The sequence below is a fragment of the Roseobacter sp. HKCCD6576-2 genome, from assembly GCF_013179285.1.
Lineage (GTDB): Bacteria > Pseudomonadota > Alphaproteobacteria > Rhodobacterales > Rhodobacteraceae > Rhodophyticola > Rhodophyticola oceani.
The window spans coordinates 615,767-635,869 of the sequence record NZ_WVNW01000001.1 but is presented as its reverse complement, the minus strand read 5'-3'; the positions used below and the strand labels follow the sequence as shown (position 1 = coordinate 635,869).

23 protein-coding genes are annotated in these 20,103 nt (G+C 61.3%); 12 read left to right on the top strand and 11 right to left on the bottom strand.

The genetic code is table 11. From position 1 onward, the window contains the following. Nucleotides 1–73: 73 nt before the first annotated feature. Nucleotides 74–1,546 (top strand): ABC transporter substrate-binding protein, encoded by a 1,473-nt coding sequence (locus GTF44_RS03125; protein ID WP_171557451.1) that lies wholly within the window; start codon nucleotides 74–76, stop codon nucleotides 1,544–1,546. Nucleotides 1,547–1,779: 233 nt separating this feature from the next. Here GTF44_RS03125 and GTF44_RS03120 read toward each other — a convergent pair whose 3' ends face one another. Continuing rightward, nucleotides 1,780–3,927 carry an esterase-like activity of phytase family protein gene (locus GTF44_RS03120; RefSeq protein ID WP_171557450.1) on the bottom strand — a complete coding sequence of 716 codons (2,148 nt, stop codon included), beginning with the start codon at nucleotides 3,925–3,927 and terminating at the stop codon, nucleotides 1,780–1,782. A gap of 332 nt (nucleotides 3,928–4,259) precedes the next feature. On the opposite strand from GTF44_RS03120, the gene GTF44_RS03115 reads away from it, so the two are divergent. After that, entirely contained in the window at nucleotides 4,260–4,967 is a 708-nt protein-coding gene (locus GTF44_RS03115; protein ID WP_171557448.1) for an SDR family oxidoreductase, read from the top strand. A 17-nt stretch (nucleotides 4,968–4,984) separates the two neighbouring features. On the opposite strand, the gene GTF44_RS03110 is transcribed toward GTF44_RS03115, so the two are convergent. Beyond that, the gene (locus GTF44_RS03110; protein ID WP_171557447.1) at nucleotides 4,985–5,425 is read right to left on the bottom strand and encodes an aminopeptidase P family N-terminal domain-containing protein; all 441 of its coding nucleotides are present in this window, start codon (nucleotides 5,423–5,425) and stop codon (nucleotides 4,985–4,987) included. Beyond that, nucleotides 5,418–5,723: a hypothetical protein gene (locus GTF44_RS03105; RefSeq protein ID WP_171557445.1), complete on the bottom strand. Its 306-nt coding sequence runs from the start codon at nucleotides 5,721–5,723 to the stop codon at nucleotides 5,418–5,420. The genes GTF44_RS03110 and GTF44_RS03105 overlap by 8 nt, the downstream gene beginning before the upstream one ends. Nucleotides 5,724–5,817: 94 nt before the next feature. Between GTF44_RS03105 and GTF44_RS03100 the strand changes: the two genes are divergently transcribed. From GTF44_RS03100 to GTF44_RS03075, 6 genes are read left to right on the top strand one after another with little or no spacing between them, the layout of a single operon-like run. After that, nucleotides 5,818–6,759, top strand: a complete 942-nt coding sequence (locus GTF44_RS03100) for an ABC transporter permease (protein WP_171557443.1) — start codon at nucleotides 5,818–5,820, stop codon at nucleotides 6,757–6,759. After that, nucleotides 6,756–7,580, top strand: a complete 825-nt coding sequence (locus GTF44_RS03095) for an ABC transporter permease (protein WP_171557442.1) — start codon at nucleotides 6,756–6,758, stop codon at nucleotides 7,578–7,580. Before GTF44_RS03100 ends, GTF44_RS03095 begins: the two co-directional genes overlap by 4 nt. Continuing rightward, complete coding sequence (locus tag GTF44_RS03090; protein WP_171557440.1) at nucleotides 7,577–9,169, top strand: ABC transporter ATP-binding protein; 1,593 nt, start codon at nucleotides 7,577–7,579, stop codon at nucleotides 9,167–9,169. The genes GTF44_RS03095 and GTF44_RS03090 overlap by 4 nt, the downstream gene beginning before the upstream one ends. Continuing rightward, a complete protein-coding gene (locus tag GTF44_RS03085) occupies nucleotides 9,153–10,598 on the top strand; it encodes an aldehyde dehydrogenase family protein (RefSeq protein ID WP_171557438.1) in 1,446 nt (481 codons plus the stop codon). The genes GTF44_RS03090 and GTF44_RS03085 overlap by 17 nt, the downstream gene beginning before the upstream one ends. 15 nt (nucleotides 10,599–10,613) lie before the next feature. Next, nucleotides 10,614–11,354 carry an SDR family oxidoreductase gene (locus GTF44_RS03080; RefSeq protein ID WP_171558580.1) on the top strand — a complete coding sequence of 247 codons (741 nt, stop codon included), beginning with the start codon at nucleotides 10,614–10,616 and terminating at the stop codon, nucleotides 11,352–11,354. A gap of 26 nt (nucleotides 11,355–11,380) precedes the next feature. Continuing rightward, entirely contained in the window at nucleotides 11,381–12,367 is a 987-nt protein-coding gene (locus GTF44_RS03075; protein ID WP_171557437.1) for a P1 family peptidase, read from the top strand. 65 nt (nucleotides 12,368–12,432) lie between these two features. On the opposite strand, the gene GTF44_RS03070 is transcribed toward GTF44_RS03075, so the two are convergent. From GTF44_RS03070 to GTF44_RS03050, 5 genes are all read right to left on the bottom strand, one after another. After that, a complete protein-coding gene (locus GTF44_RS03070; RefSeq protein ID WP_171558578.1) occupies nucleotides 12,433–12,999 on the bottom strand; it encodes a F0F1 ATP synthase subunit B in 567 nt (188 codons plus the stop codon). Further along, nucleotides 12,999–13,535: a F0F1 ATP synthase subunit B' gene (locus GTF44_RS03065; RefSeq protein ID WP_171557435.1), complete on the bottom strand. Its 537-nt coding sequence runs from the start codon at nucleotides 13,533–13,535 to the stop codon at nucleotides 12,999–13,001. Before GTF44_RS03065 ends, GTF44_RS03070 begins: the two co-directional genes overlap by 1 nt. Before the next feature lie 78 nt (nucleotides 13,536–13,613). Continuing rightward, nucleotides 13,614–13,850, bottom strand: a complete 237-nt coding sequence (locus GTF44_RS03060) for a F0F1 ATP synthase subunit C (protein WP_018302205.1) — start codon at nucleotides 13,848–13,850, stop codon at nucleotides 13,614–13,616. Between the two features lie 58 nt (nucleotides 13,851–13,908). Then, nucleotides 13,909–14,655: a F0F1 ATP synthase subunit A gene (locus tag GTF44_RS03055; protein WP_145217321.1), complete on the bottom strand. Its 747-nt coding sequence runs from the start codon at nucleotides 14,653–14,655 to the stop codon at nucleotides 13,909–13,911. A gap of 117 nt (nucleotides 14,656–14,772) precedes the next feature. Further along, nucleotides 14,773–15,090: an AtpZ/AtpI family protein gene (locus GTF44_RS03050; protein ID WP_171557433.1), complete on the bottom strand. Its 318-nt coding sequence runs from the start codon at nucleotides 15,088–15,090 to the stop codon at nucleotides 14,773–14,775. A gap of 208 nt (nucleotides 15,091–15,298) precedes the next feature. On the opposite strand from GTF44_RS03050, the gene GTF44_RS03045 reads away from it, so the two are divergent. After that, complete coding sequence (locus GTF44_RS03045; protein ID WP_171557432.1) at nucleotides 15,299–15,625, top strand: metalloregulator ArsR/SmtB family transcription factor; 327 nt, start codon at nucleotides 15,299–15,301, stop codon at nucleotides 15,623–15,625. 59 nt (nucleotides 15,626–15,684) lie between these two features. After that, nucleotides 15,685–16,323 carry a hypothetical protein gene (locus GTF44_RS03040; protein WP_171557430.1) on the top strand — a complete coding sequence of 213 codons (639 nt, stop codon included), beginning with the start codon at nucleotides 15,685–15,687 and terminating at the stop codon, nucleotides 16,321–16,323. Nucleotides 16,324–16,327: 4 nt separating this feature from the next. Here GTF44_RS03040 and GTF44_RS03035 read toward each other — a convergent pair whose 3' ends face one another. The 3 genes from GTF44_RS03035 to GTF44_RS03025 form a co-directional block, all read right to left on the bottom strand. Next, nucleotides 16,328–16,822, bottom strand: coding sequence for a ClbS/DfsB family four-helix bundle protein (locus GTF44_RS03035; protein WP_171557428.1), 495 nt, complete (start codon nucleotides 16,820–16,822; stop codon nucleotides 16,328–16,330). Between the two features lie 64 nt (nucleotides 16,823–16,886). Then, nucleotides 16,887–17,744 (bottom strand): DMT family transporter, encoded by an 858-nt coding sequence (locus tag GTF44_RS03030; RefSeq protein ID WP_171558577.1) that lies wholly within the window; start codon nucleotides 17,742–17,744, stop codon nucleotides 16,887–16,889. A gap of 45 nt (nucleotides 17,745–17,789) precedes the next feature. Next, nucleotides 17,790–18,674: a LysR family transcriptional regulator gene (locus GTF44_RS03025; RefSeq protein WP_171557426.1), complete on the bottom strand. Its 885-nt coding sequence runs from the start codon at nucleotides 18,672–18,674 to the stop codon at nucleotides 17,790–17,792. 111 nt (nucleotides 18,675–18,785) lie between these two features. Here GTF44_RS03025 and GTF44_RS03020 point away from each other — a divergent pair, with 111 nt between their 5' ends. Both GTF44_RS03020 and GTF44_RS03015 read left to right on the top strand, forming a co-directional pair. Beyond that, entirely contained in the window at nucleotides 18,786–19,373 is a 588-nt protein-coding gene (locus GTF44_RS03020) for an FMN-dependent NADH-azoreductase (protein ID WP_171557424.1), read from the top strand. A gap of 46 nt (nucleotides 19,374–19,419) precedes the next feature. Beyond that, the gene (locus GTF44_RS03015) at nucleotides 19,420–19,935 is read left to right on the top strand and encodes a hypothetical protein (RefSeq protein WP_171557419.1); all 516 of its coding nucleotides are present in this window, start codon (nucleotides 19,420–19,422) and stop codon (nucleotides 19,933–19,935) included. Nucleotides 19,936–20,103: the final 168 nt, after the last annotated feature.

The following is a 20,103-nucleotide window of genomic DNA, read 5'->3' as shown; positions in this document are numbered from 1 at the left end:
GCATCCGATCATCGCTTGCATGGCGACCCCTTCGGCTCCTACGATCATGCCAAAGTCAAAAAGGGAGACCCTCATGTTTCATCGCTTGAAGACAAGCGCCGCGATCCTTGCCGTGACCGCAAGCGGCGCGCTCGCCCAGCAAACCGACATCACAATCGGCATGCAGCTGGAGCCGCCCAATCTGGATCCGACCGGTGGTGCCGCCGCAGCGATTGACGAAGTGGTTTATGCCAATGTCTTCGAAGGGCTAACGCGCTTCGCTTCGGACGGCTCGGTGATGCCCGGCCTGGCAGAGAGTTGGGAGATTTCCGAGGATGGGCTGACCTATACCTTCATGCTTCGTGATGGTGTGATGTTCCATGACGGAACCAGCTTCACCGCCGAGGATGTCGTATTCTCGCTCGACCGCGCGCGGGCTGAAGACACGACCAATGCCCAAGCCGCGCTGTTTGCCGGTATCGACAGTGTCGCGGCGGTGGATGACACCACGGTGACCATAACGCTCTCGGCGCCGAATGGTGCATTCCTCTTCAATCTCGCCTGGGGTGACGCCGTGATGGTCGCCCCCGAAAGTGCGGAAACCAACGCGACCAATCCGGTCGGCACCGGCCCCTTTGTCTTTGCCGATTGGGTCCAAGGTGACCGGGTCGAGCTAACCCGCAATGCCGAGTATTGGGGCGAGATGCCCGCCCTGGAAGCCGCAACCTTCCGCTTCATCTCCGACCCGAATGCCGCTTTCGCCGCGCTGATGGCCGGCGATGTGGATGCCTTCCCGGTCTTCCCGGCGCCGGAGACGCTCAGCCAATTCGAGGCCGATCCACGTTTCAACGTGATCGTCGGCTCGACCGAGGGCGAAACGATCCTGTCGATGAACAACATGTCGCCGCCCTTGGATGATGTGCGTGTGCGTCAAGCGATTGCCCATGCGATCAACCGGCAAGACATCATCGATGGCGCGATGTTCGGCTATGGCACGCCGATTGGTACGCATTTCGCGCCGCACAACCCTGACTATGTCGACCTGACGGGCAATTCGGCCTACGATCCTGATGCTGCCCGTGCGCTTCTGGCCGAGGCGGGTGTCAGCGACCTCACTTTGCGTCTGGCCCTGCCGCCGCCGTCTTACGCGCGGCGCGGTGGCGAGATCATCGCAGCCCAGCTTCGCGAGGTCGGGATCGAGACCGAGATCAGCAATCTGGAATGGGCACAATGGCTAGAGCAGGTGTTCCGCGGCAAGGATTTCGACCTGACCATCGTCAGCCATACGGAACCGGCGGATATCAATATCTATGCCCGGCCAGACTATTACTTCCAGTATGACAATCCGGATTTCCAGCAATTGATGACGGATCTGACCGCCGCGACCGACCCGGCAGAACGTTCGAGCCTGAACCAACAGGCGCAGGAGATGATCGCGGGCGACTACGTCAACGGCTTCTTGTTCCAACTTGCCAAAACCGGGGTCGCCAATGCGAATATCCAAGGCCTTTGGGAAAACGCACCGACCCAAGCGAATGACCTGACCGGCGTCAGTTGGACTCAATAACGGTCGCAACTCTCTGAGGAGACCCCAGGGCGCCCGCCGCGTGTCTATTGTGGTCTGATCGATCTGGCGCGCTCGCCCTGCGCAGGGCGAGCGCTGTGACTCGATTGCAAAGGCGCGGGTGATTCATGATGCGGAACATCGGGGTTAACGTCTCCACTCAACGAAATTGCCCCCGCGGATCGCTCCGCGAGGGCATCGCCGTCATAGAAAGGGCTGCTTAAAAACCAGAGGGGTCACATTGGCGGCAAGGCGAAGAACATGGTCTCGCCCGAATGGTCGTCCACGCCGTCATTATCGGTGGACACCCACATGGTCCCGTCGTCCATGATCGCCAGACCTTCGACCTTATCGAGGACAAAGCCGCCGGTGGAGGTCAGGTAGGGCAGCAGGTCGACCACCAGCTCCGGTTCCACAACCGGCAGGTCGCCGCCCAATTCGCCCGGCACCATCTGCGCCAGTGGGATACGGGTGATCTGTTTGGTCACGGCTGCGGCTCCGATCTGATTGTCACGCTCAATGACGTAGACATAATCGCCATGGGCCACGATCTCCGAGAGGCCAACCCACCCAGTCGCTGGTTCGGTCAGTGGGTAATGCACGGCACCCCAGGCTTCGGTTTCCAAGTTGTAAGAGACCAGTTTAGTGTGGTTCTCCGGGTCATCATCCCAGGGCCGCTGAACCGCCATCCAGAGCGTGTCGCCAACCATGGTGATACCTTCGAAGCCAAAGCGACGTTCGACCGCCTGAAGCTCCGCAGGCAGCGGGACGTAGTCTTCGATCTCTCCATCTGCGCCAACATGATAAAGCGCATGCGGCACCAAACGGTCGGTGCGGCCTTCGGAGGCGATCCAGAAACCGCCTTCGCCATCAAGCGTGATGCCCTCCATGTCGAGCAGTTGCGCCGGCTGCCCGGCGCGGGTGACACGGATCGCGTCGACAATCTGGGCCGGGGTTTGCGACGGGTCGATGACAAAGATCGTCGGCTGCATGGCATAGAAGCTGTCATTGACCGCATAGATCATGCCATCCGCGTCGGCTACTTGGCCGGAAATCGCGCCCCAGCCGGTGAGGGCCTCCATGCTGGCAGAGGTTAGATGCGGATAGCTGGCCGCCGCCTCTTGATACTCAAAAAGCATCACATGGGCCCGTGCGGCACCGTCTTCCAAACCGTCCACTTCATTGGCGGAAACCAGGAGGTTGCGCGACGGGATTGTCACATAGCCTTCGGGCCCGATGCCCGAGGGCAAAAGTTGCAAAAGGGCTGGGTTCGCGGGATCGGTGACATCATAGACACCCACGACGCTCGCCCGCTCCGCCCCGACAAAGACCATCGGCGTGCCGCCGAACTCCGCAAAGGTCACTGATTCCGGTTCAACGCCTTTGTTGCCCGACCGGCGCTCAGGATAATGGCCGATCTGGATAATCGCCTCCTCAAACGAGGTGCCGCTCTCGTAAACGACCGTGCCGTCCTGGTGGAAGATCGTCCAGCCGCGGGAACCGCCATCCATATCGCCCTCGTTGGCTGTGGCGAAATGCGTGTCGTCGATCCACGTCACCGCGTCGGGTTCGCGAACACGGCCCGGCTGACTGCCGTTGTAAACGAATGCACGTTCCTCATCGACATCGATGCCTTCGAGATCGACAGCTCCGGCGGAGAAGTGGCTCTGCACCTCTCCGGCAGAGTTCAGCACAACCATATGGTTGTTTTCCTGCAAGGTGACGACCACCTCACCCTCGCCATTGATATGTACATATTCCGGCTCGGGATCTTCCGGCGCCACATCGGCCAAGCCGGTGACATCGGCCACACGGAGCGTGTCGCAATCAATCAGGCCTTCGGGGGTCAGGTCCACCATGACGACGGAGCCGCCCGGCAATTGGCCCACGCGGCCATCGCCCAGGTCTTCATCCCGTTCGTTTTCGATCGCAACCGCAAGGAAAGACGCATCCGGCGCGATCGCAACCGAATCCGGTTGCCCCGGCAGATCACAACGATCCACTTCGCTCTGATCGGCAATGTTGATCTCAACCAGATAGCCCGAGGGATTGGTGTAGCTTTCCGAGGTATTCACGCCCGCCAGCGCATAGTTGCCCGCAACCGCGACGGAGGTCGGTTCCCCTTCCAACTCCATGATCCCCGCAGGGGCTGGATTGGTCGGATCGGTGATGTCGATAAAACCAAGCGCTTCCAGCGGGCTGTCGGTATAGACCAGCGTCATCCCATCGCCGGTCACCGCGATGATTTCAGCGGAGGTTTCTTCGGCCTCGGGCGCGTTTTCGGCAATGGCAAAGGATGCAATACGGTTAAAATTCATATCCGCAAATGCGGGGCCTGCCATCAGCGCGATGGCCGAGGTCAGGGTCAAAAAACGGGGGGTCATTCAGCTCTCCCAGGTTGCAAGCGTGACGGGTTGTCCTCGCGCGAGCCGGTGACGCTGACGTAACGGAAATGTTTCAGTTTTATGAAATGGTGAACAATCACCGGCTTACGGCCATCGAGCCCAGGCATCGACACGCCTGATCGCCAACCAAACTGCCCGCCAAGGCAAATCTGTTTTTGCCAAGCCGATGGGAGCTTCCGATATGCCAACGCGATCTCTTCGCATTTCTGGCTCCCGATCCTGGAGCGAAAGAGCCGACCCGTCGGTTTTCATGCCCTCGGTGCCCATGCTAGGCAGGCGCGACACATCCGCAAGCAAAGGAACACGGAGATATGCAGCTCAAGGGAAAGACGGCGATTGTCACCGGCGGAAGTGACGGCATCGGGCGGCATATCGTGCTCAAACTCGCCGCGGAGGGGTGCCGCTTGGCGATCTTGGGCCGGAATGCCGAGCGGCTGGACCGTGTTGTCGCAGAGGCCATTGCCGCCGGGGCCAAAGAGGCTCGCGCCTATGCCTTCGACCTGACCGACAGCGCCGCACTGGACGCGACCGCCACGACGATTTTGGCGGATTTCGATGCAGTCGACATCCTGATCAACAATGCCGGGATTTGGCATAAGGCTGGTCCGCTCGACAGTATCTCACCCGATCTTCTTGTGGCCACGGTGCAGACCAACCTGACCGCGTTGATGCAATTGACCCGGCACATACTGCCGCATCTACGGGCGCGCGACGAGGCGGCCATTCTCAACATCGCGTCCAAATCCGGTGTCATCGCGCAGGCCGGTCAATCGGTCTATTCCGCCACAAAATATGGCGTGCGCGGCTTCACTGATGTGCTGAAAGAAGATGAGGCGGAAACCGGCGTGCGCGTGGCCGGGCTTTATCAAAGCGGCACCAACACGCAGATGTTTGCAAAGGCTGGCGAGGAAGTGCCAAACCAGATATTCACGGAGCCAGAGGATTTGGCGGATGTCGTCGTCTTTATGTTGTCGCGCCCGCCGAAAATCTGGCTGCATGAGGTGCGGGTAGAGCTATAGACGCAGCCCTCTCCACACTAATCCGGCTCGGAAAGCGCTCGTATCTGCCGCGTGATAGCATCGGTCAGGTCAATCACATCACCCGGCGTGAGACCCGCACGAAGTGCATCGCCCGACACCGCATCCATCGCCCCGGCTTGCACGCCGATGGTGCGTCCGGGCCCGATCATCTCGCCGATATACGTCCATGTTGTTCCCAGGGATTGGGGGATGATCGCGACACTCGCAGCCCGCTGCTGTGCTATCTGGCCCGCTTCTGGCACGATCAGCGACGCTTGATCAGCTGTCACAAGCAAAACACTGTCGCTCGCCGGTCCGCTCAGCTCGAGACCCGTATAAAACTCAATCGTTTCGATCTCCGTGAGGCAAGCTGCGCTCGCTCCGGACGCATCGATGATCGTCCGCAACGCCATGAGCCGGTTCGCTGACGCCTCATCCGTGCCCACGTTCTCAAGCAAATCCAAACGCCACGCGCAGGGCCAACCAGATTGATCCAAAGGCGGTGACCAGAGCCACATTCGCGAACAGCATAGTGCAGAGCAGATTGGCCAACATCACGACAAAAAAGAGGCCCCGCCACGCCGGAGTCGCTCTCAAATGACCGACATTCAGGATCAAGATCAGCATCGCCGCGACATAAACCGCGATCACTGAAACTGCGGCGCTCAGCGTCACCCCCGCCAGAACCGCCGCAATCCCCCACGGCAACACTCCGTTGATCAGGCCAAACCGCGCCCAAACCGGCAATCGCATCATCTCATCGTCCCCCTTCTGTTACTCCGCCGCAGAAGCGCCCCTTCTGTCAACTCTGCTCTGGCACCTCCCCTTGGGCGCGTCTAACCTCCGCATCATGCTGCGCTTTATTCTCAGCCGGTTTATCTCTCTTGGCCTCAGCTTGGCTGCGGCCAGCTTGGTGATCTTTCTGGTGATCGAAGTCATTCCCGGCGATCCCGCAGCCTTCATGTTGGGACTGAACGCGACCGAAGCCAATGTGGCAGCTTTGCGAGAAGAGTTGGGCTTGGGCGGCACATTGGCGGAGCGCTATTGGGGCTGGGTGAGCGGCATGCTGACCGGCGATTTCGGGACGTCTTATACCTATCGCGTGCCGGTTTCGGAGCTGATCTTGGATCGGCTCTGGGTATCCCTCCCGCTGGCCGGATACGCCCTGGCGCTCTCAACGCTCCTGGCCTTTCCCATCGGATTGATTGCAGCCTCCCGGCGGGGGACCGTCACGGACTATGGCATTATGGGCGGAACGCAACTCGGCATCGCGGTGCCGAATTTCTGGTTCGCGATGCTGCTCGTCTTGGTCTTTGCGGTGAACCTGCAATGGTTCTCAGCAGGCGGCTTTCCCGGCTGGCAAGATCCAATGGCCGCGATCAAAGCGCTGACCTTACCCGCAATTGCCTTGGCCTTGCCGCAAGCCTCAATCTTGGCGCGCGTCATGCGCTCGGCGTTGTTGGACACGTTGGGCCAAGACTACATCCGCACGGCCCGCGCGAAAGGCCTCTCCCGGCGGCAAGCGGTGCTGCGCCATGCGCTCCGCAATGCGCTGATCCCGGTGCTGACCATCATCGGGCTGCAATTCTCGTTTCTGCTGGCCGGGGCGATCATCATCGAGAATGTGTTCTTCCTGCCTGGGCTGGGTCGGTTGATCTTCCAAGGCATCACCCAACGCGATCTGGTCGTCGTTGAAAGTGTCACCATGCTTCTGGTCTTCGCCGTGATCCTGGTCACGTTTCTGGTCGACATCGCATATGCCGCCGTTGATCCGAGGTTGCGCCGAAAATGAGCCGTTTGCCTGCCTCCTTGATCTTTGGCGCAGCGGTGTCAGCCGTGTTTCTGCTCGCGGCCTTGGTCAGTTTCCTCTGGGTCCCGCATGACGTGACCAATCTGGTCATCGCCAACCGGCTACAACCCGCGGGCGGCGCATTTGTGTTGGGCACGGACCAATTCGGTCGGGATATCCTTTCGATGCTCATGGTCGGCGCCCGCACCTCGATCGCGGTCGCGCTGGTCGCTGTCGGCATCGGCATTGTGCTTGGCGTGCCACTTGGCCTCGCCGCCGCTGCAACGCGCGGCAGCCTCTTGGATGAGGTCATCATGCGCGGCAACGACCTGATCTTTGCCTTCCCTAGCCTTGTCATCGCGATCCTGATTACGGCGGTGTTCGGCCCCTCGGCGCTCAACGCAATCCTGGCCATCGGGATTTTCAACATCCCTGTTTTCGCCCGAGTCGCACGCGGTGGTGCACTGTCGCTCTGGACCCTCGATTACATCCTTGCGGCGCGGACTGCCGGCAAGGGCAAGCTCAGGATCAGCGCCGAACATATTCGGCCCAATATCGCCAATCTGTTGATCGTGCAGGCGACGATCCAGTTTTCGCTCGGTATCTTGGCCGAGGCCGCGCTCTCCTATGTCGGCCTGGGTGCGCAGCCGCCGACGCCATCTTGGGGGCGCATGTTGGCCGAAGCACAGACGATGATCTACACCCACCCGATGTTGGCTGTGCTCCCCGGTCTGGCGATTGTCCTGATGGTGTTGGGGTTGAATCTCATGGGGGACGGCTTGCGCGACTTGCTTGATCCGCGATTGAGAAGGGGGCGCGGATGATCGAGATTGAACGCCTCAACCTTACGATCCATGGCACGCCCATCCTGTCGGACGTGTCGCTGCAAATTGGCAAAGGCGAGATTTTCGGCCTTGTGGGCGAAAGCGGCTCCGGCAAATCGATGACCGCTTTGGGGCTGATGCAACTTTTGCCGGATGGCGCAGAACTCGCGGGACAAGCGCGCCTGGATGAAATCGACCTATTGACCCAATCCGAAGCTCAAATGTGTGCCCTGCGCGGCAATGAGTTGAGCATGATCTTTCAAGAACCGATGACCGCCCTGAACCCGGTGCAGACCATTGGCGATCAGGTGGCCGAGACGCTTCTGATCCACCAGGCCGCGAGACCGTCGGAGGCGCGACGCATTGCCCGGGATCGGCTAGACCGCGTCGGGCTCTCTCATATCGGGATGGACAGCTACCCGCATGAGCTCTCGGGCGGGCAGCGGCAGCGGGTCTGCATCGCCGCAGCGATCGCGCTTCATCCCCGGCTCCTGATTGCAGATGAGCCCACAACGGCACTGGATGTCACAACCCAGGCCCAAATCCTCGATCTCCTGAAAGAGCTGGTCGCGGAGGAGGACATGTCACTCCTGCTGATCACCCATGATCTGGCCGTCGTGGCCGATATGGCCGATCGGATCGCGGTGATGCAAACCGGTCAGATTGTGGAGCAAGGACCGACGGCCGACGTGCTGCGGGAGCAACGGCATCCCTATACGCGCGCGCTTTTCGAGGCGTCGTCGCACCAGCCAGAACGGCAGGATCAGGCCGCACCCGAGCCGCTTTTGCAGGTGCGGGATGTGGTGCGAACGTATCCAGGACGGCGCAACGGACTCATTCAGCGCGGCGCACCCGTGCGCGCCGTGGATGGCGTGAGTTTCGACCTCCATGCGGGGGAAAGCCTCGGGCTGGTGGGCGAAAGCGGCTGCGGGAAGTCAACGCTGACCCGCGCGATCCTGGGTTTGGAGCCGGTGCAAGGCGGGGCCATCACTGCCTTTGGCAAAGAGGTCGGCCCCGAGATGCCAAACGCGCTCCGCTCTGGCATTCAGGTGGTGTTTCAGGATCCCTATGGCAGCTTCAATCCGCGCTGGCGGGTGGAGCGATTGGTGGCCGAACCCTTCCATTTGATGCCGACGCCACCAAGGGGGGCCGAACGGCGGGATCGGGTCGCCGAGGCGCTCAGCGCGGTGCAGCTTTCGCCCGATGATATGACGAAATATCCACATGAGTTTTCCGGTGGGCAGCGGCAGCGGATCGCAATTGCCCGCGCCTTGATCACCCATCCCGATATCATTGTGCTGGATGAGGCGGTCTCGGCCCTCGATGTCTCGGTCCGGGCGCGGATACTCGACCTGTTGGCCGACCTTCAGGAACGGCTGAAGCTGAGCTACCTTTTCATCAGCCACGATCTGACCGTGGTCCGCGCGATCACTGATCGGGTATTGGTGATGCAAGCCGGAAAAATCGTGGAAGAGGGCGACACCGAAACCGTGTTCAGCGCGCCCCGCCACTCATACACCCAGAAGCTATTGGCCGCCGCGCCAGTGCTCGACATCGCAAAGGAGACGCCTCGTGACGCTTTGGTTTGACACCGCAAAGGTGTTTATCGGGGGCGCCTGGCGCAGCCCCGCCAATGGTGGGACGTTGCCGGTGGAAGACCCCTCAACGGGTGAAACCATCGGCCAAATCGCACGCGGTACCAAGGCCGATATCGACGCCGCGGTGGACGCCGCGCAAGCCGCGCTCGACGGCGAATGGGGCCGCATGCCTGCCTTTGAACGGGGTCGTATCCTGGCACGCCTTGGCGCTCTGGTGCAGGAAAAAACCGAGGCGCTCGCGGCAATGGAGGCGCAAGATGTCGGCAAACCACTGACCCAGGCTCGAAATGATGCCATCGCCCTGGCACGCTATATGGAATTCTACGCCGGTGCCGCCGACAAGGTGATGGGGCAGACGATCCCGTTTCAGGATGGATTCACCGTCTATAGTTTGCGCGAACCGCACGGCGTCACCGGCCATATCGTGCCGTGGAACTACCCAATGCAAATCATCGGCCGCTCGGTTGGCGCGGCGCTGGCCATGGGCAATGCCTGCGTCTTGAAGCCGGCGGAAGAAGCGTGTTTGACAGCGCTGGCTTTCGCCGATTTGGCCCATCAAGCAGGACTCCCTGCAGGTGCCCTCAATGTTGTGCCCGGTCTGGGCGCGGAAGCTGGCGCGGCACTGTCGGCACATCCCGGTGTGCAGCATATCTCCTTCACCGGGTCGGTCGGCACCGGTCGACTGATCCAGACGGCTGCGGCGGAAAACGTGGTGCCCGTCACCCTGGAGTTGGGCGGCAAATCTCCACAACTGGTCTTTGCCGACGCCGATCTGGACCGCGCCCTGCCGTTCCTGGTCAACGCGGGCATTCAGAACGCCGGGCAGACCTGTTCGGCCTCGTCGCGCATTTTGGTGGAAGAACCGCTCTATGACGAGGTTTGCGCCCGGATGGCCGCCGCCTATCAAGCGCTCACCGTAGGACCCGCCAGCGCGGATTTGCACGTCGGCCCGTTGATCTCAGAGCGTCAGAAAGAGATCGTGCAATCCTATCTCGCACGGGCAGACGCCAGCCAGATTCTGGCCCAGGGCAGTATCGCGGAAGACGCCCCCGCAAGTGGTCATTACCTCCGCCCAACCCTCCTCACCGGCCTCGCGCCGGATCATCCTCTGGCGCAGGAAGAGATCTTTGGCCCGGTTCAGGTTATCCTGCCCTTCCGAGACGAGGACCACGCTATCGAGATCGCCAATGGCACGGATTACGGTCTGGTCGCCTCGGTCTGGTCTGCGGATGGCGGTCGGCAGATGCGGCTGGCAAAGCAACTCCGCGCGGGCCAAGTTTTCTTGAACAACTATGGGGCCGCGGGCGGCGTCGAACTGCCCTTTGGCGGGGTCGGCAAATCCGGCCATGGTCGCGAGAAGGGCTTCGAGGCGCTGTATGGGTTTTCCACGTTGAAGACCGTGGCGGCGTGGCATGGGTAAGGGATGGAGATGAGTATGAGGCTTGAGGGCAAAACCGCGATCATAACGGGCGCTGGCTCCGGCTTTGGGGCAGGTATCGCGCAAGCCTTTGCCCGTGAAGGGGCCGCGGTCATGGTGGCCGATATCAATGGCAAAGCGGCGGAGAGCGTCGCCTCGCAGATCGGTGGGATCGCCAAGGTTGTGGATGTCTCCGACGGCGCATCGGTCGCTACGATGTCCAAGGCCGCGATGGACACCTGGGGGCAGATCGACATCCTGGTGAACAATGCGGGAGTGACCCATCTGCCGACCCCTTTGGAGGAGGTCAGCGAGGCGGACTTCGACCGGGTTTTGGCGGTGAACGCGAAATCGGTCTATCTGACCGCGCGCGAGATCGTGCCAGCGATGAAACAGGCCGGAAAGGGTGCGATCTTGAACATTGCCTCGACCGCTGGCGTCTCGCCCCGCCCCCGGCTCAACTGGTACAATGCATCCAAAGGCTGGATGATCACCGCGACCAAAGCCATGGCCGTGGAGCTGGCGCCCTCGGGCATTCGGGTGAACGCCTTGAACCCCGTCGCGGGGGAAACGCCGCTTCTAAAAAGCTTCATGGGCGAGGACACGCCCGAAATCCGCGCGAAGTTCCTGGCGACAATCCCGCTTGGTCGATTTTCAACGCCCGAGGATATGGGCAATGCCGCGCTCTATCTCTGCTCGGATGAAGCGAGCATGATCACCGGCGTTGCAATGGAAGTGGATGGCGGGCGCTGCATCTGAACCGCAGCAAAACCGGAGAGACCTTGATGCGACCTGGAGCCAAGAACCTGATCACGGATGTACCTGGCCTGCGCGTCGGCAACGCGCAGGATGACGGCATCAAGACCGGCACCACGGTGATGGTCGGCGAGGCTCCGTTCACCGCTGCGGTGCATGTGATGGGCGGCGCGCCTGGGACGCGGGAGACTGATCTGCTCGCACCGGACAAGACGGTGCAGGAGGTCGACGCTCTGGTGCTCTCCGGCGGCTCGGCCTTTGGGTTGGATGCAGCCTCGGGCGTGGCCGATGCGCTTCGGGCGCAAGGCCGCGGCTTCCCCGTCGGCGATCAACGGGTGCCGATTGTGCCCGGTGCGATCCTCTTCGATCTGATCAATGGCGGGAACAAAGACTGGCCCGAGAACCCATATAAGCGTCTTGGCGCGGAGGCGCTCTCTGCCGCGTCGCGCGACTTCGAACTAGGCAGTGTTGGCGCGGGCACAGGCGCTTTGATCGCAGATCTGAAAGGCGGGCTTGGCTCCGCCTCCTTGCAGCATGGCCCCTATACGGTTGGCGCTTTGGTTGCGGTCAACGCGCTTGGCCGGGTGACAGTTGGCGAGGGGCCACAGTTCTGGGCCGCGCCGTTTGAGTTTGATGCGGAGTTCGGCGAGTTCGGCCCGGCCCCGAGTTTTGATCCCGCCGCGCCCGCACCGATCAAAGGCGGTGGTCAGGCGACGACAATCGCGATTGTCGCCACCAACGCCGCCCTGACCCAAGCGCAGGCCAAACGCATGGCGGTGGCCGCCCATGACGGAATGGCCCGCGCGATCTACCCCAGCCACACGCCGATGGATGGCGATCTCGTCTTTACCGCCGCCACCGGTGCGCAACCCCTAGAAGAAGCAGAGGCCGATCTGCTTCGCTTGGGCCATGCCGCCGCGCTCTGTTTGTCGCGCGCGATCGCGCGGGGCGTCTATCACGCCCGCCCGGCGCCGGGCGATGTGATGCCGTGCTGGTCCGACAAGTTCGGCACCTGACCCGCAAAAGCAAAGGCCCCGGCGATCTGCCAGGGCCTCTGCATATCAAATTCGGTCAGTGCCGCTTAGTGCAGCTTCGCCTCGACATCCGCAATCGCGCTGTCGATCAGTTTGTTGGCCTGCGCCGCAGTGGTCTGCGCCGCGATCACCTGCGCCGCTGCGGCAATCGCCACTTCCACGGCCCGATCCCGGACATCGCGAACAGCCGACTGCTCGGCGCTGGCGATTTGCTCTTCCGCGGCTTGCAAGCGGCGCGCGATCGAGGCTTTCAAATCCTCTTTCGCCTGCTCCGCAGCCGCCGCCGCATCTTCACGCGCGGCCGCCACGATCCGCTCCGATTGCTCGGCCACTTCCCGTTGCTTACGCTCGTAAGACGCCAGAATCGTCTGCGCTTCTTCACGCAGGGCACGGGCCTCATCGATATCGGCTTTGATCTGCTCCGCGCGTTTGTCCAACAACCCGCCCAACAGAGACGGCACGTTGAAATAGAACAGGATCGCGAGGAACAGCAGGAAGCCGATCAGCACCACGAAGTCGGTGTTGAAAAGCGAGGTGAACCCATAGCCGCCATATTCGTCAGCAGCCAAGGCAGGACCGGCCAGAAGGACCGCCACGAGAGTCACAAGACGCATCATTGGGTGCCTCCTCTCATCCGTTCGGCCACCGCCGCTTCAACGGCGGATGCGTCCGCCGCACCCGAAGACAGAGCCCCGACGATCTCAACCGCCGTGTCGCGCGCCACTTCTTCAACGCTTTGCAGCGCACCGGCACGGATTTCACCGATCCGGGCTTCACTTTCGCTGGCCTTCGCGGCGATCTCGGCATCCGCATGCGCGGTCGCCTCATCCAACTCGGCCTGGATCTCGACGCGCGTCGCGGCGATGATCTCTTGCGCCTCGGCGCGGGCATCGGCAAGCGCCTTGTTATAAGCCTCTTCCGCTTCGGTGGCCTGGCGTTTCAGGTCCTCGGCGGCGGCCAAATCATTGGTAATGGTTCCCTGCCTCTCGGCCAGAACCGCGCTGATCCGGGGCAGCGCGATGCGCGACAGGACCAGGTAAATCACGACAAGCGTGACCACGAGCCAGAAGATCTGGTTCGGGAAAGTCGAAAAATCGAGCTGTGGCATGCCGGGCGCGGCGTCAGCAGCTCCGTGCGCTTCGTCGGCCATCTTATCCTCCTGGAACCGGGATTACACCGGGCCACCCGCCATTGCGGATGACCCGGGCGTAAGGAAGGTTCGGGTGGCTTAGACGGCGAACATCAGCAGCAGAGCGACGAGGAATGCGAAGATCCCGAGCGCTTCTGCGAATGCGATGCCGATGAAGAGCGTCGCGGTCTGACCAGCGGCAGCCGACGGATTGCGCAGCGCGCCCGCCAGGAAGTTACCGGCCACGTGGCCCACACCGATAGCAGCGGCGCCCGAACCGATCGCGGCCAGACCTGCACCGATGAATTGACCCATGTTTGCGATATCGCCTTCCATATTCGTTTCTCCTTACGTTGGAATTGGCTGAGATTTCTGAACCCTGACCAGACCCGCGTTAGTGATGCGGGTGAAGCGCGTCTTTCAGATAGACGCAGGTCAGAATGGTGAACACATAGGCCTGGATCGCGCTCACAAGCACCTCCAGCCCGTAGATTGCAACAACGCCGATGATCGGCGCCACGGCACCGGCGCCAAGCGCACCGGCAAACCCGGCAAACACTTTCAAAACCGCGTGGCCCGCCATGACGTTGCCGGCCAAACGAATGGAGTGGCTCACGGGGCGCACGAAGTAAGAGATCAACTCGATCACAGCGAGGATCGGGCGCAGCACCAGCGGCGCGGAGGAGACCCAGAACAGGCTGAGGAACCCAGCGCCGTTTTTGATGAAGCCCAGCAGCGTCACGGTGATGAAGACGGCGGCGGCCATTACGGCAGTCACCGCGATATGCGATGTCGAGGTAAAGCTGCCGGGGATCAGGCCCAGGAAGTTGGCGCAGAGGATGAAGAGGAACAGCGTGAAGATATACGGGAAATACGGCAGCGCGTCCTTGCCCGCCACGTCTTCCACCATCTTGCGGACGAAACCATAGGCCAGCTCGGCGATCGACTGCGCCCGGCTTGGGATCACAGCACGCCCGCGGGTGCCGACCACCATCAGCAGGACAACCGCCAAGATCGCTAGACCCATCCAGACCGTCGTGTTGCTCACCGTGTACCAATGCACGGTGTCGCCGCCAAAGAAGGGCGCGACGATGAACTGATCCATCGGGTGGATCGAAAGACCACTCTCATAGTCGTCCATCAGGCCGAGGATAAACAGAACCGCAGCTACCGCGATCAGACCATAGGCGATGATCTTACCCGACCCGCCAGAAGCTGGTTTGGTTTCTGCCGATGCGTTCGTATCCGCTGCCACGTCTTATTCCCCTTTGTCTTTCGCCTCTGCCCCGCGCTGCATTTCCTGCGCGGAGCGGATCATCGTCTTCACCCCGGCGATGAAGCCGAGAAGCGTAAACACCACCATCAACCAAGGTTGGGTGCCCAAGAGAACGTCCAACCCGTAGCCGATGCCAAATCCGATCCCGAGACCGGCCACCAACTCTATCACCATCCGCCAGGCCATCTGCGCCTGAGAATAATGTTCCTCCATATGGGGCTTCGGCTCCTGCGTGCCTTTTGCTTTGGCCAGCCGCTCCTCGAGTGCCTTGAGGCGGTCGGGATCAGGCTGGTCAGGCATCGGCAGGACACCCCTTTGAGGTTCGGGCGGAAGCTAGGCCGCGCAGGGATCAGAGTCAACGCGCGAAAGACGCTCTCACGTAGTCCATAAGATATTGATATTACTCAATATAATATCCGTGCGACAAAGGCGACCCCTCACACAGCAACCAAGACCATATTCAACCAAATGGTTGACGATTGGGCCTTGCCTGCGTTTAAGCGACGTCATGTCTGACCGTCTCGACACCACATTCGCCGCGCTGGCCGATCCAACCCGGCGGCAGATTCTATCGATGCTCTTGGAGGACGATATGGCGGTGACCGACGTGGCCGAGCCTTTTGAGATGTCGCTCGCGGCGATTTCCAAACATCTGACGATCCTGACCCGCGCGGGCCTGATCACGCAGGAGAAGCGCGGCCGGGTAAAGTGGTGCAAGCTCGATCCAGACGCGATGAAAGATGCCTCCGTCTGGATGCAAGGGTTCGGACAGTTCGAACCGGTGAACCTGGATGCGTTTGAAGCCTTTCTGGAGCGCGAATTGGGCACTGATTGAACGCAGGCGACAGGATCCGCGTCTTATGTAAGACTGATCTAAGACCTGAAAGGATGCCCATGCGCGCGCTCATTCCCGCGATCCTCGCCGCCACTTTGGCCAGCCCGGCACTTACCCAAACCTGTGAAGGCCCCGTAGGTCCGATCGAAACATGTGTGGTCGGCGCTTGGGTTGGCTCCAGCACGATCCCCGAGGCCATGGAACGGATGTTACGCTCCATGCCCAACAATGTGCGCGCCAATTTCAGTGATTTCGGGCGCCCCGTGGCGATGATCATCTACGAAGACGGGTTTTTCGAAACCTTCCCGATGGGCGCAGATGGCAATGCGGTCTTCCAGGATGAGCACGGGCATGTGACGCATATGGAGATGAATGCCCAGACCATCAGCAGCGCCGGTTACCTCTCCGCAATGGGTGGCATGCTCGACATCTGCCATCTGCCGGGCGGTGAAGGCGGTCTGACGGGGCAGATGACGGTGACATCCGAAGGCGGGAGCGCAACCGCGCCCCTTGCCCCGCCGCCTGGCCCGCAAACCTTCAATCCGGTGATCACCTATACCTGTGCGGGCGATAGCCTGCAGCAGATGGTGGCCCTGCCCGCCCCGCTTGGCACGATCATCTATGATCTAACCCGTGTGCCGCTCTCGGCCTTCCCCGAAGAGATGCGCGCTCGGGTGCGAGATTTACCGGCCGAGTGACGCTTCATCCGGCCTTCTTCAAACACGCGCGGATGAATTTCGCCGCAGATCGGTAGTGGCTGGGCCCGCTTGCCTCGGCATAGCGCCCCGTGGTCCAGCCCGACGTGGTGGGAAAAGGCCCGCCATAAAGGCTCTCATCTGTGCCCGCCTCCATGAAGGCCAGCAACCTTTCATGTTCCCGCGCCAGCCAGCCCCTGGCGTCGTCCCACGACAGATCGGCATAGCGTTCCCGCAGATCGGCGTTGTAAGGCTTGAGCTGGTTCCACTTCACACCCTCATCGGGCATATGCACCGGCCCGCCGGCCGCAGCCTGATCGATCCATTTGAAGAACAGCCCGCCCCAATGGGCGCGATGGCAAATCACATCCTTGATCGACGTGTCGTCCTCAAGCTTCCGCTCCGCCAAACCGGCGGGGATATCGGCGATCAGCTTCTCAAGCTTGGCGTAGTCTTTGACAGTGACGGCGATCAGCGCATCGCGGGTGGTTGCTGCAGGCATCGCAAAGCCCTCCTTTCAACCGCAAGTTTAATGGCAGATTGCGCGCGCCTTTCCTTGACCCACGTCAAGCGGTGGCGTCGTCTTTCAAGAGCATCAGCAAAGCCATGACTGTCAACGCGATGCCGCCCAGCACCAAAACCGGTGGCACCGGCTGCCCAAGTGCGATCTCCCACAGGATCACCCAGCTTGGCGTTAGATAGGTGTAGGCCATGACCTTCGCGGCTGGCAGGCGTAGGGTGGCGAATTGCACCAGGAAGAAAGACAGCGCGCTGGCGAACACCGCAACATAGATCAATGTGATCCAAACCAATGGGCGCAGGCCGCTCCAATCGGTCGCCACAACATCACGCCAACCCCAGATCAAGACCAGCGCCGAACAGGCCACCAAAGTGCCGAAGGTGAAGACCAAGACCGGCTCACCACGGTTCAAGAGCCGCACGGCGGGTGTATAGGCCGCGTGACACACACAGCCCCAGAAATAGATCCACTCGCCCCGCCCGATCTCAAACGCCCATAGGGCCGAGAGATCGGCGCGAAAGATCACCCAAAGTGCCCCAGCCGCGCCGATGCTGAGCGCCAGAGCGATGCGCGGCGTCGTAATTTGGCGCAACATGAGCCAGCCAAACCCGGCCGCCATCACCGGCGTCAGGGTGAAGACCGCCGCCGCCGAGATCGGCGGCGCGGTTTTCAACCCTTCAAACATGGTCACGAAATAGATTGCAAAGAGTCCGCCCAAGATCAGATACCGCCACGGCGCGACGGCGACGGTTCGAAACCCGCCGCCCCGCGCCGCGATCACGGCCCCGATCACCGCCGCAGCCAGCGCAAATCGGACCCCGTTCAGCGCTGTTGGCGCAATCTCATTTGCAATCTGTCCACCGAGCGAGAAGGATCCGGCAACCAGAGCCGAAAACGCCAGCATCGCCAAATGCCCTTGCCTTGCGGCAGAAATCGCATGCGGCACGGGCTACTCCACCGGCCAGGTTTTCACCTCTTCCTTCAAGAAGCGCAGGAAGGTCTGAACCTTGGCGGTCCGGTGCAAATCCATATGGGTCACCAGCCAGAGCTTGGCCGACCATTCCTCCAAGGGCGGCAACATATCGACTAGATCCTCCACACCATCGCGATCCCAACCGGGCAGAAACCCGATGCCGATCCCCGCCATGACGGCATCTTTCACCGCCCGCATCTCGCTGGTGCGGAAATAGATGCTCTCATCGGGTACCATCTGCGTCATCCAGCGCAGAAAAGGTGCGCGCGGCGTGTCGACGACCGAGCCGATAAACCGGTGCTGATCCAGATTGGTATCGTCGAGCATCCCGTATTTTTCGACATAGGCCTTATGCGCCATCAGCCGGATCGTCTGGGTAAAAAACGGCTGCACGATATTGTCAGGCTGGTCCGGCAGCGTGCCCGCCCGGATCGCCACATGCGCCTCGCCGTATTCCAAGCGGAACAGGCGGCTATCGGTGACCAAACGGACGCGGAGTTCGGGGTGTTCCTCCTGAAACTTGCCGATTGCCGGGATGAAAAGCGGTGAGAGCGACTCCAGCGAGGTCACGATCAACTCGCCCGTCACTTCATCGCCCCGACCCTTGATCCGCCCCGCAAGCTGCGAGAATTGATCATCGGCCCCGGCGGCGACTTGCAGCAGGTCTTGCCCGGCCTCCGTCGCGGTATAACCACGCGCGTGGCGCTGAAAGAGCTTTGCGCCCAGGCGCCCCTCCAGCGCATCGATATGGCGGATCACCGTCGCGTGGTGGACACCCAAGACTTCCGCCGCACCGCTCACCGTACCCATCCGCGCAACTTGATACGCGGTGCGAATCTCATCCCAATGGTCAAAGGACATATCTGTGCACTCCCACACATAAGAACGTATATTTGGGCATATTGTGTTCATTCTCGCAAGGGCCAAATTTCTTCCCACCACGATATCCCATTTCCGAGAGGACCCGACACCATGACCCATTCCATTCTCCGCATCGATGCATCCGCCCGCCGCGACGGCTCGGTGTCGCGCGATTTATCCGATCGAATTATCGCCCGGTTCGCAGAGGCCGATGTCACCGCACGCGATCTCGCCGAGGGCCTGCCCCTGATTGATGAGGACTGGGTTGGCGCGAACTTTACCCCCGCCGAGCAGCGGACCGACGAACAAAAGGCCAAGCTCGCCCTCTCGGACACGCTAATTGAGGAGATCAAAGCCGCCGACACGCTGATCATTGGCCTGCCAATCTACAATTTCGGTGTGCCCGCAGCTTTGAAAGCCTGGGTCGATCTGGTCGCCCGTGCTGGCGTGACCTTCCAATATACAGAACAAGGCCCGAAAGGCCTGCTTGAGGGCAAACGCGCCGTTGTGGCCGTGGCCTCCGGCGGCACCGAAGCCGGTAGCGCGATCGACTTCGCAACGGGCTATATCCGCCATGTGCTGGGTTTCATCGGCATTCATGATGTGGAATTTGTCACCGCCGACCGGCTTATGGTCGATGCCGATGCTTCTATGCAGACAGCCCTAGCACAGCTCGACGCGCTGCAAATTGCGGCCTGACGCCCCGCGAATTGCGTTTTGATCCAACGATGATAGGCTTCCCTCCATGTGGAAGCCTATTCTCGCGTCATGCCTCTGCCTGTTCCCAGGCCTTGCGCTGGCGCAGACCTGTTCTCTCGATTTTACCATCGAGGTGACCCAGGGCGTTGGCGAAATTCGCCCGGGCACGCTTTTGAACGGGTCTGCCGAATACACCACCGTCGGACAGAGCTTCCGACAAGAGGGCGGCTCGACCGCGCATTTGGCCTCGGGCGAGATGGTATTGGGCGACAGTATCTCGGGCCCGATTTGGACCTTGATCACCACCTCACGTGGCAATGCCGCCGATTTGGTCGGCGTTTATGCGCATCACGTCGAAGGGTTGAGCGTGGCGGGTGTGTCTTTCGACGGCCCGATGGCGCTGACGCTGTTTGGGCCGCCCGGATCGCGCGAGAATGTTGCCCCGCCCCAGACTCAGGAAGACTGGGACCGGATGGACCTGCGCCGGGCCTTCTCACTTCATGCCAGTGGCGCCGATATGCTGGCGGGGGATGTCACGATGCTGACGGTGCAGTGCACTTGACTCCACCTACCGCGCGCGCGTAAACGCCCACCCAACATATCCGGACGCATCAACGCTCCGGTCCTGGGTGTTTCAGGATCGCCCCCCGTCAGCGAGGTTTCGCCCACGGGGGCCTTGGTGCATTCGATCCTGTCCCTTACCTGAGAAGGGACAATCGCAGTTGAGAAG

Excerpts from the sequence above, each read along its gene's own strand:
- GTF44_RS03125 (WP_171557451.1), top strand. The coding sequence starts at position 74 with ATGTTTCATCGCTTGAAGACAAGCGCCGCGATCCTTGCCGTGACCGCA.
- GTF44_RS03120 (WP_171557450.1), bottom strand. The coding sequence starts at position 3,927 with ATGACCCCCCGTTTTTTGACCCTGACCTCGGCCATCGCGCTGATGGCA.
- GTF44_RS03115 (WP_171557448.1), top strand. The coding sequence starts at position 4,260 with ATGCAGCTCAAGGGAAAGACGGCGATTGTCACCGGCGGAAGTGACGGC.
- GTF44_RS03105 (WP_171557445.1), bottom strand. The coding sequence starts at position 5,723 with ATGATGCGATTGCCGGTTTGGGCGCGGTTTGGCCTGATCAACGGAGTG.
- GTF44_RS03100 (WP_171557443.1), top strand. The coding sequence starts at position 5,818 with ATGCTGCGCTTTATTCTCAGCCGGTTTATCTCTCTTGGCCTCAGCTTG.
- GTF44_RS03095 (WP_171557442.1), top strand. The coding sequence starts at position 6,756 with ATGAGCCGTTTGCCTGCCTCCTTGATCTTTGGCGCAGCGGTGTCAGCC.
- GTF44_RS03090 (WP_171557440.1), top strand. The coding sequence starts at position 7,577 with ATGATCGAGATTGAACGCCTCAACCTTACGATCCATGGCACGCCCATC.
- GTF44_RS03080 (WP_171558580.1), top strand. The coding sequence starts at position 10,614 with ATGAGGCTTGAGGGCAAAACCGCGATCATAACGGGCGCTGGCTCCGGC.
- GTF44_RS03075 (WP_171557437.1), top strand. The coding sequence starts at position 11,381 with ATGCGACCTGGAGCCAAGAACCTGATCACGGATGTACCTGGCCTGCGC.
- GTF44_RS03070 (WP_171558578.1), bottom strand. The coding sequence starts at position 12,999 with ATGCGTCTTGTGACTCTCGTGGCGGTCCTTCTGGCCGGTCCTGCCTTG.
- GTF44_RS03065 (WP_171557435.1), bottom strand. The coding sequence starts at position 13,535 with ATGGCCGACGAAGCGCACGGAGCTGCTGACGCCGCGCCCGGCATGCCA.
- GTF44_RS03060 (WP_018302205.1), bottom strand. The coding sequence starts at position 13,850 with ATGGAAGGCGATATCGCAAACATGGGTCAATTCATCGGTGCAGGTCTG.
- GTF44_RS03055 (WP_145217321.1), bottom strand. The coding sequence starts at position 14,655 with ATGGACGACTATGAGAGTGGTCTTTCGATCCACCCGATGGATCAGTTC.
- GTF44_RS03050 (WP_171557433.1), bottom strand. The coding sequence starts at position 15,090 with ATGCCTGACCAGCCTGATCCCGACCGCCTCAAGGCACTCGAGGAGCGG.
- GTF44_RS03045 (WP_171557432.1), top strand. The coding sequence starts at position 15,299 with ATGTCTGACCGTCTCGACACCACATTCGCCGCGCTGGCCGATCCAACC.
- GTF44_RS03040 (WP_171557430.1), top strand. The coding sequence starts at position 15,685 with ATGCGCGCGCTCATTCCCGCGATCCTCGCCGCCACTTTGGCCAGCCCG.
- GTF44_RS03035 (WP_171557428.1), bottom strand. The coding sequence starts at position 16,822 with ATGCCTGCAGCAACCACCCGCGATGCGCTGATCGCCGTCACTGTCAAA.
- GTF44_RS03030 (WP_171558577.1), bottom strand. The coding sequence starts at position 17,744 with ATGCTGGCGTTTTCGGCTCTGGTTGCCGGATCCTTCTCGCTCGGTGGA.
- GTF44_RS03025 (WP_171557426.1), bottom strand. The coding sequence starts at position 18,674 with ATGTCCTTTGACCATTGGGATGAGATTCGCACCGCGTATCAAGTTGCG.
- GTF44_RS03020 (WP_171557424.1), top strand. The coding sequence starts at position 18,786 with ATGACCCATTCCATTCTCCGCATCGATGCATCCGCCCGCCGCGACGGC.
- GTF44_RS03015 (WP_171557419.1), top strand. The coding sequence starts at position 19,420 with ATGTGGAAGCCTATTCTCGCGTCATGCCTCTGCCTGTTCCCAGGCCTT.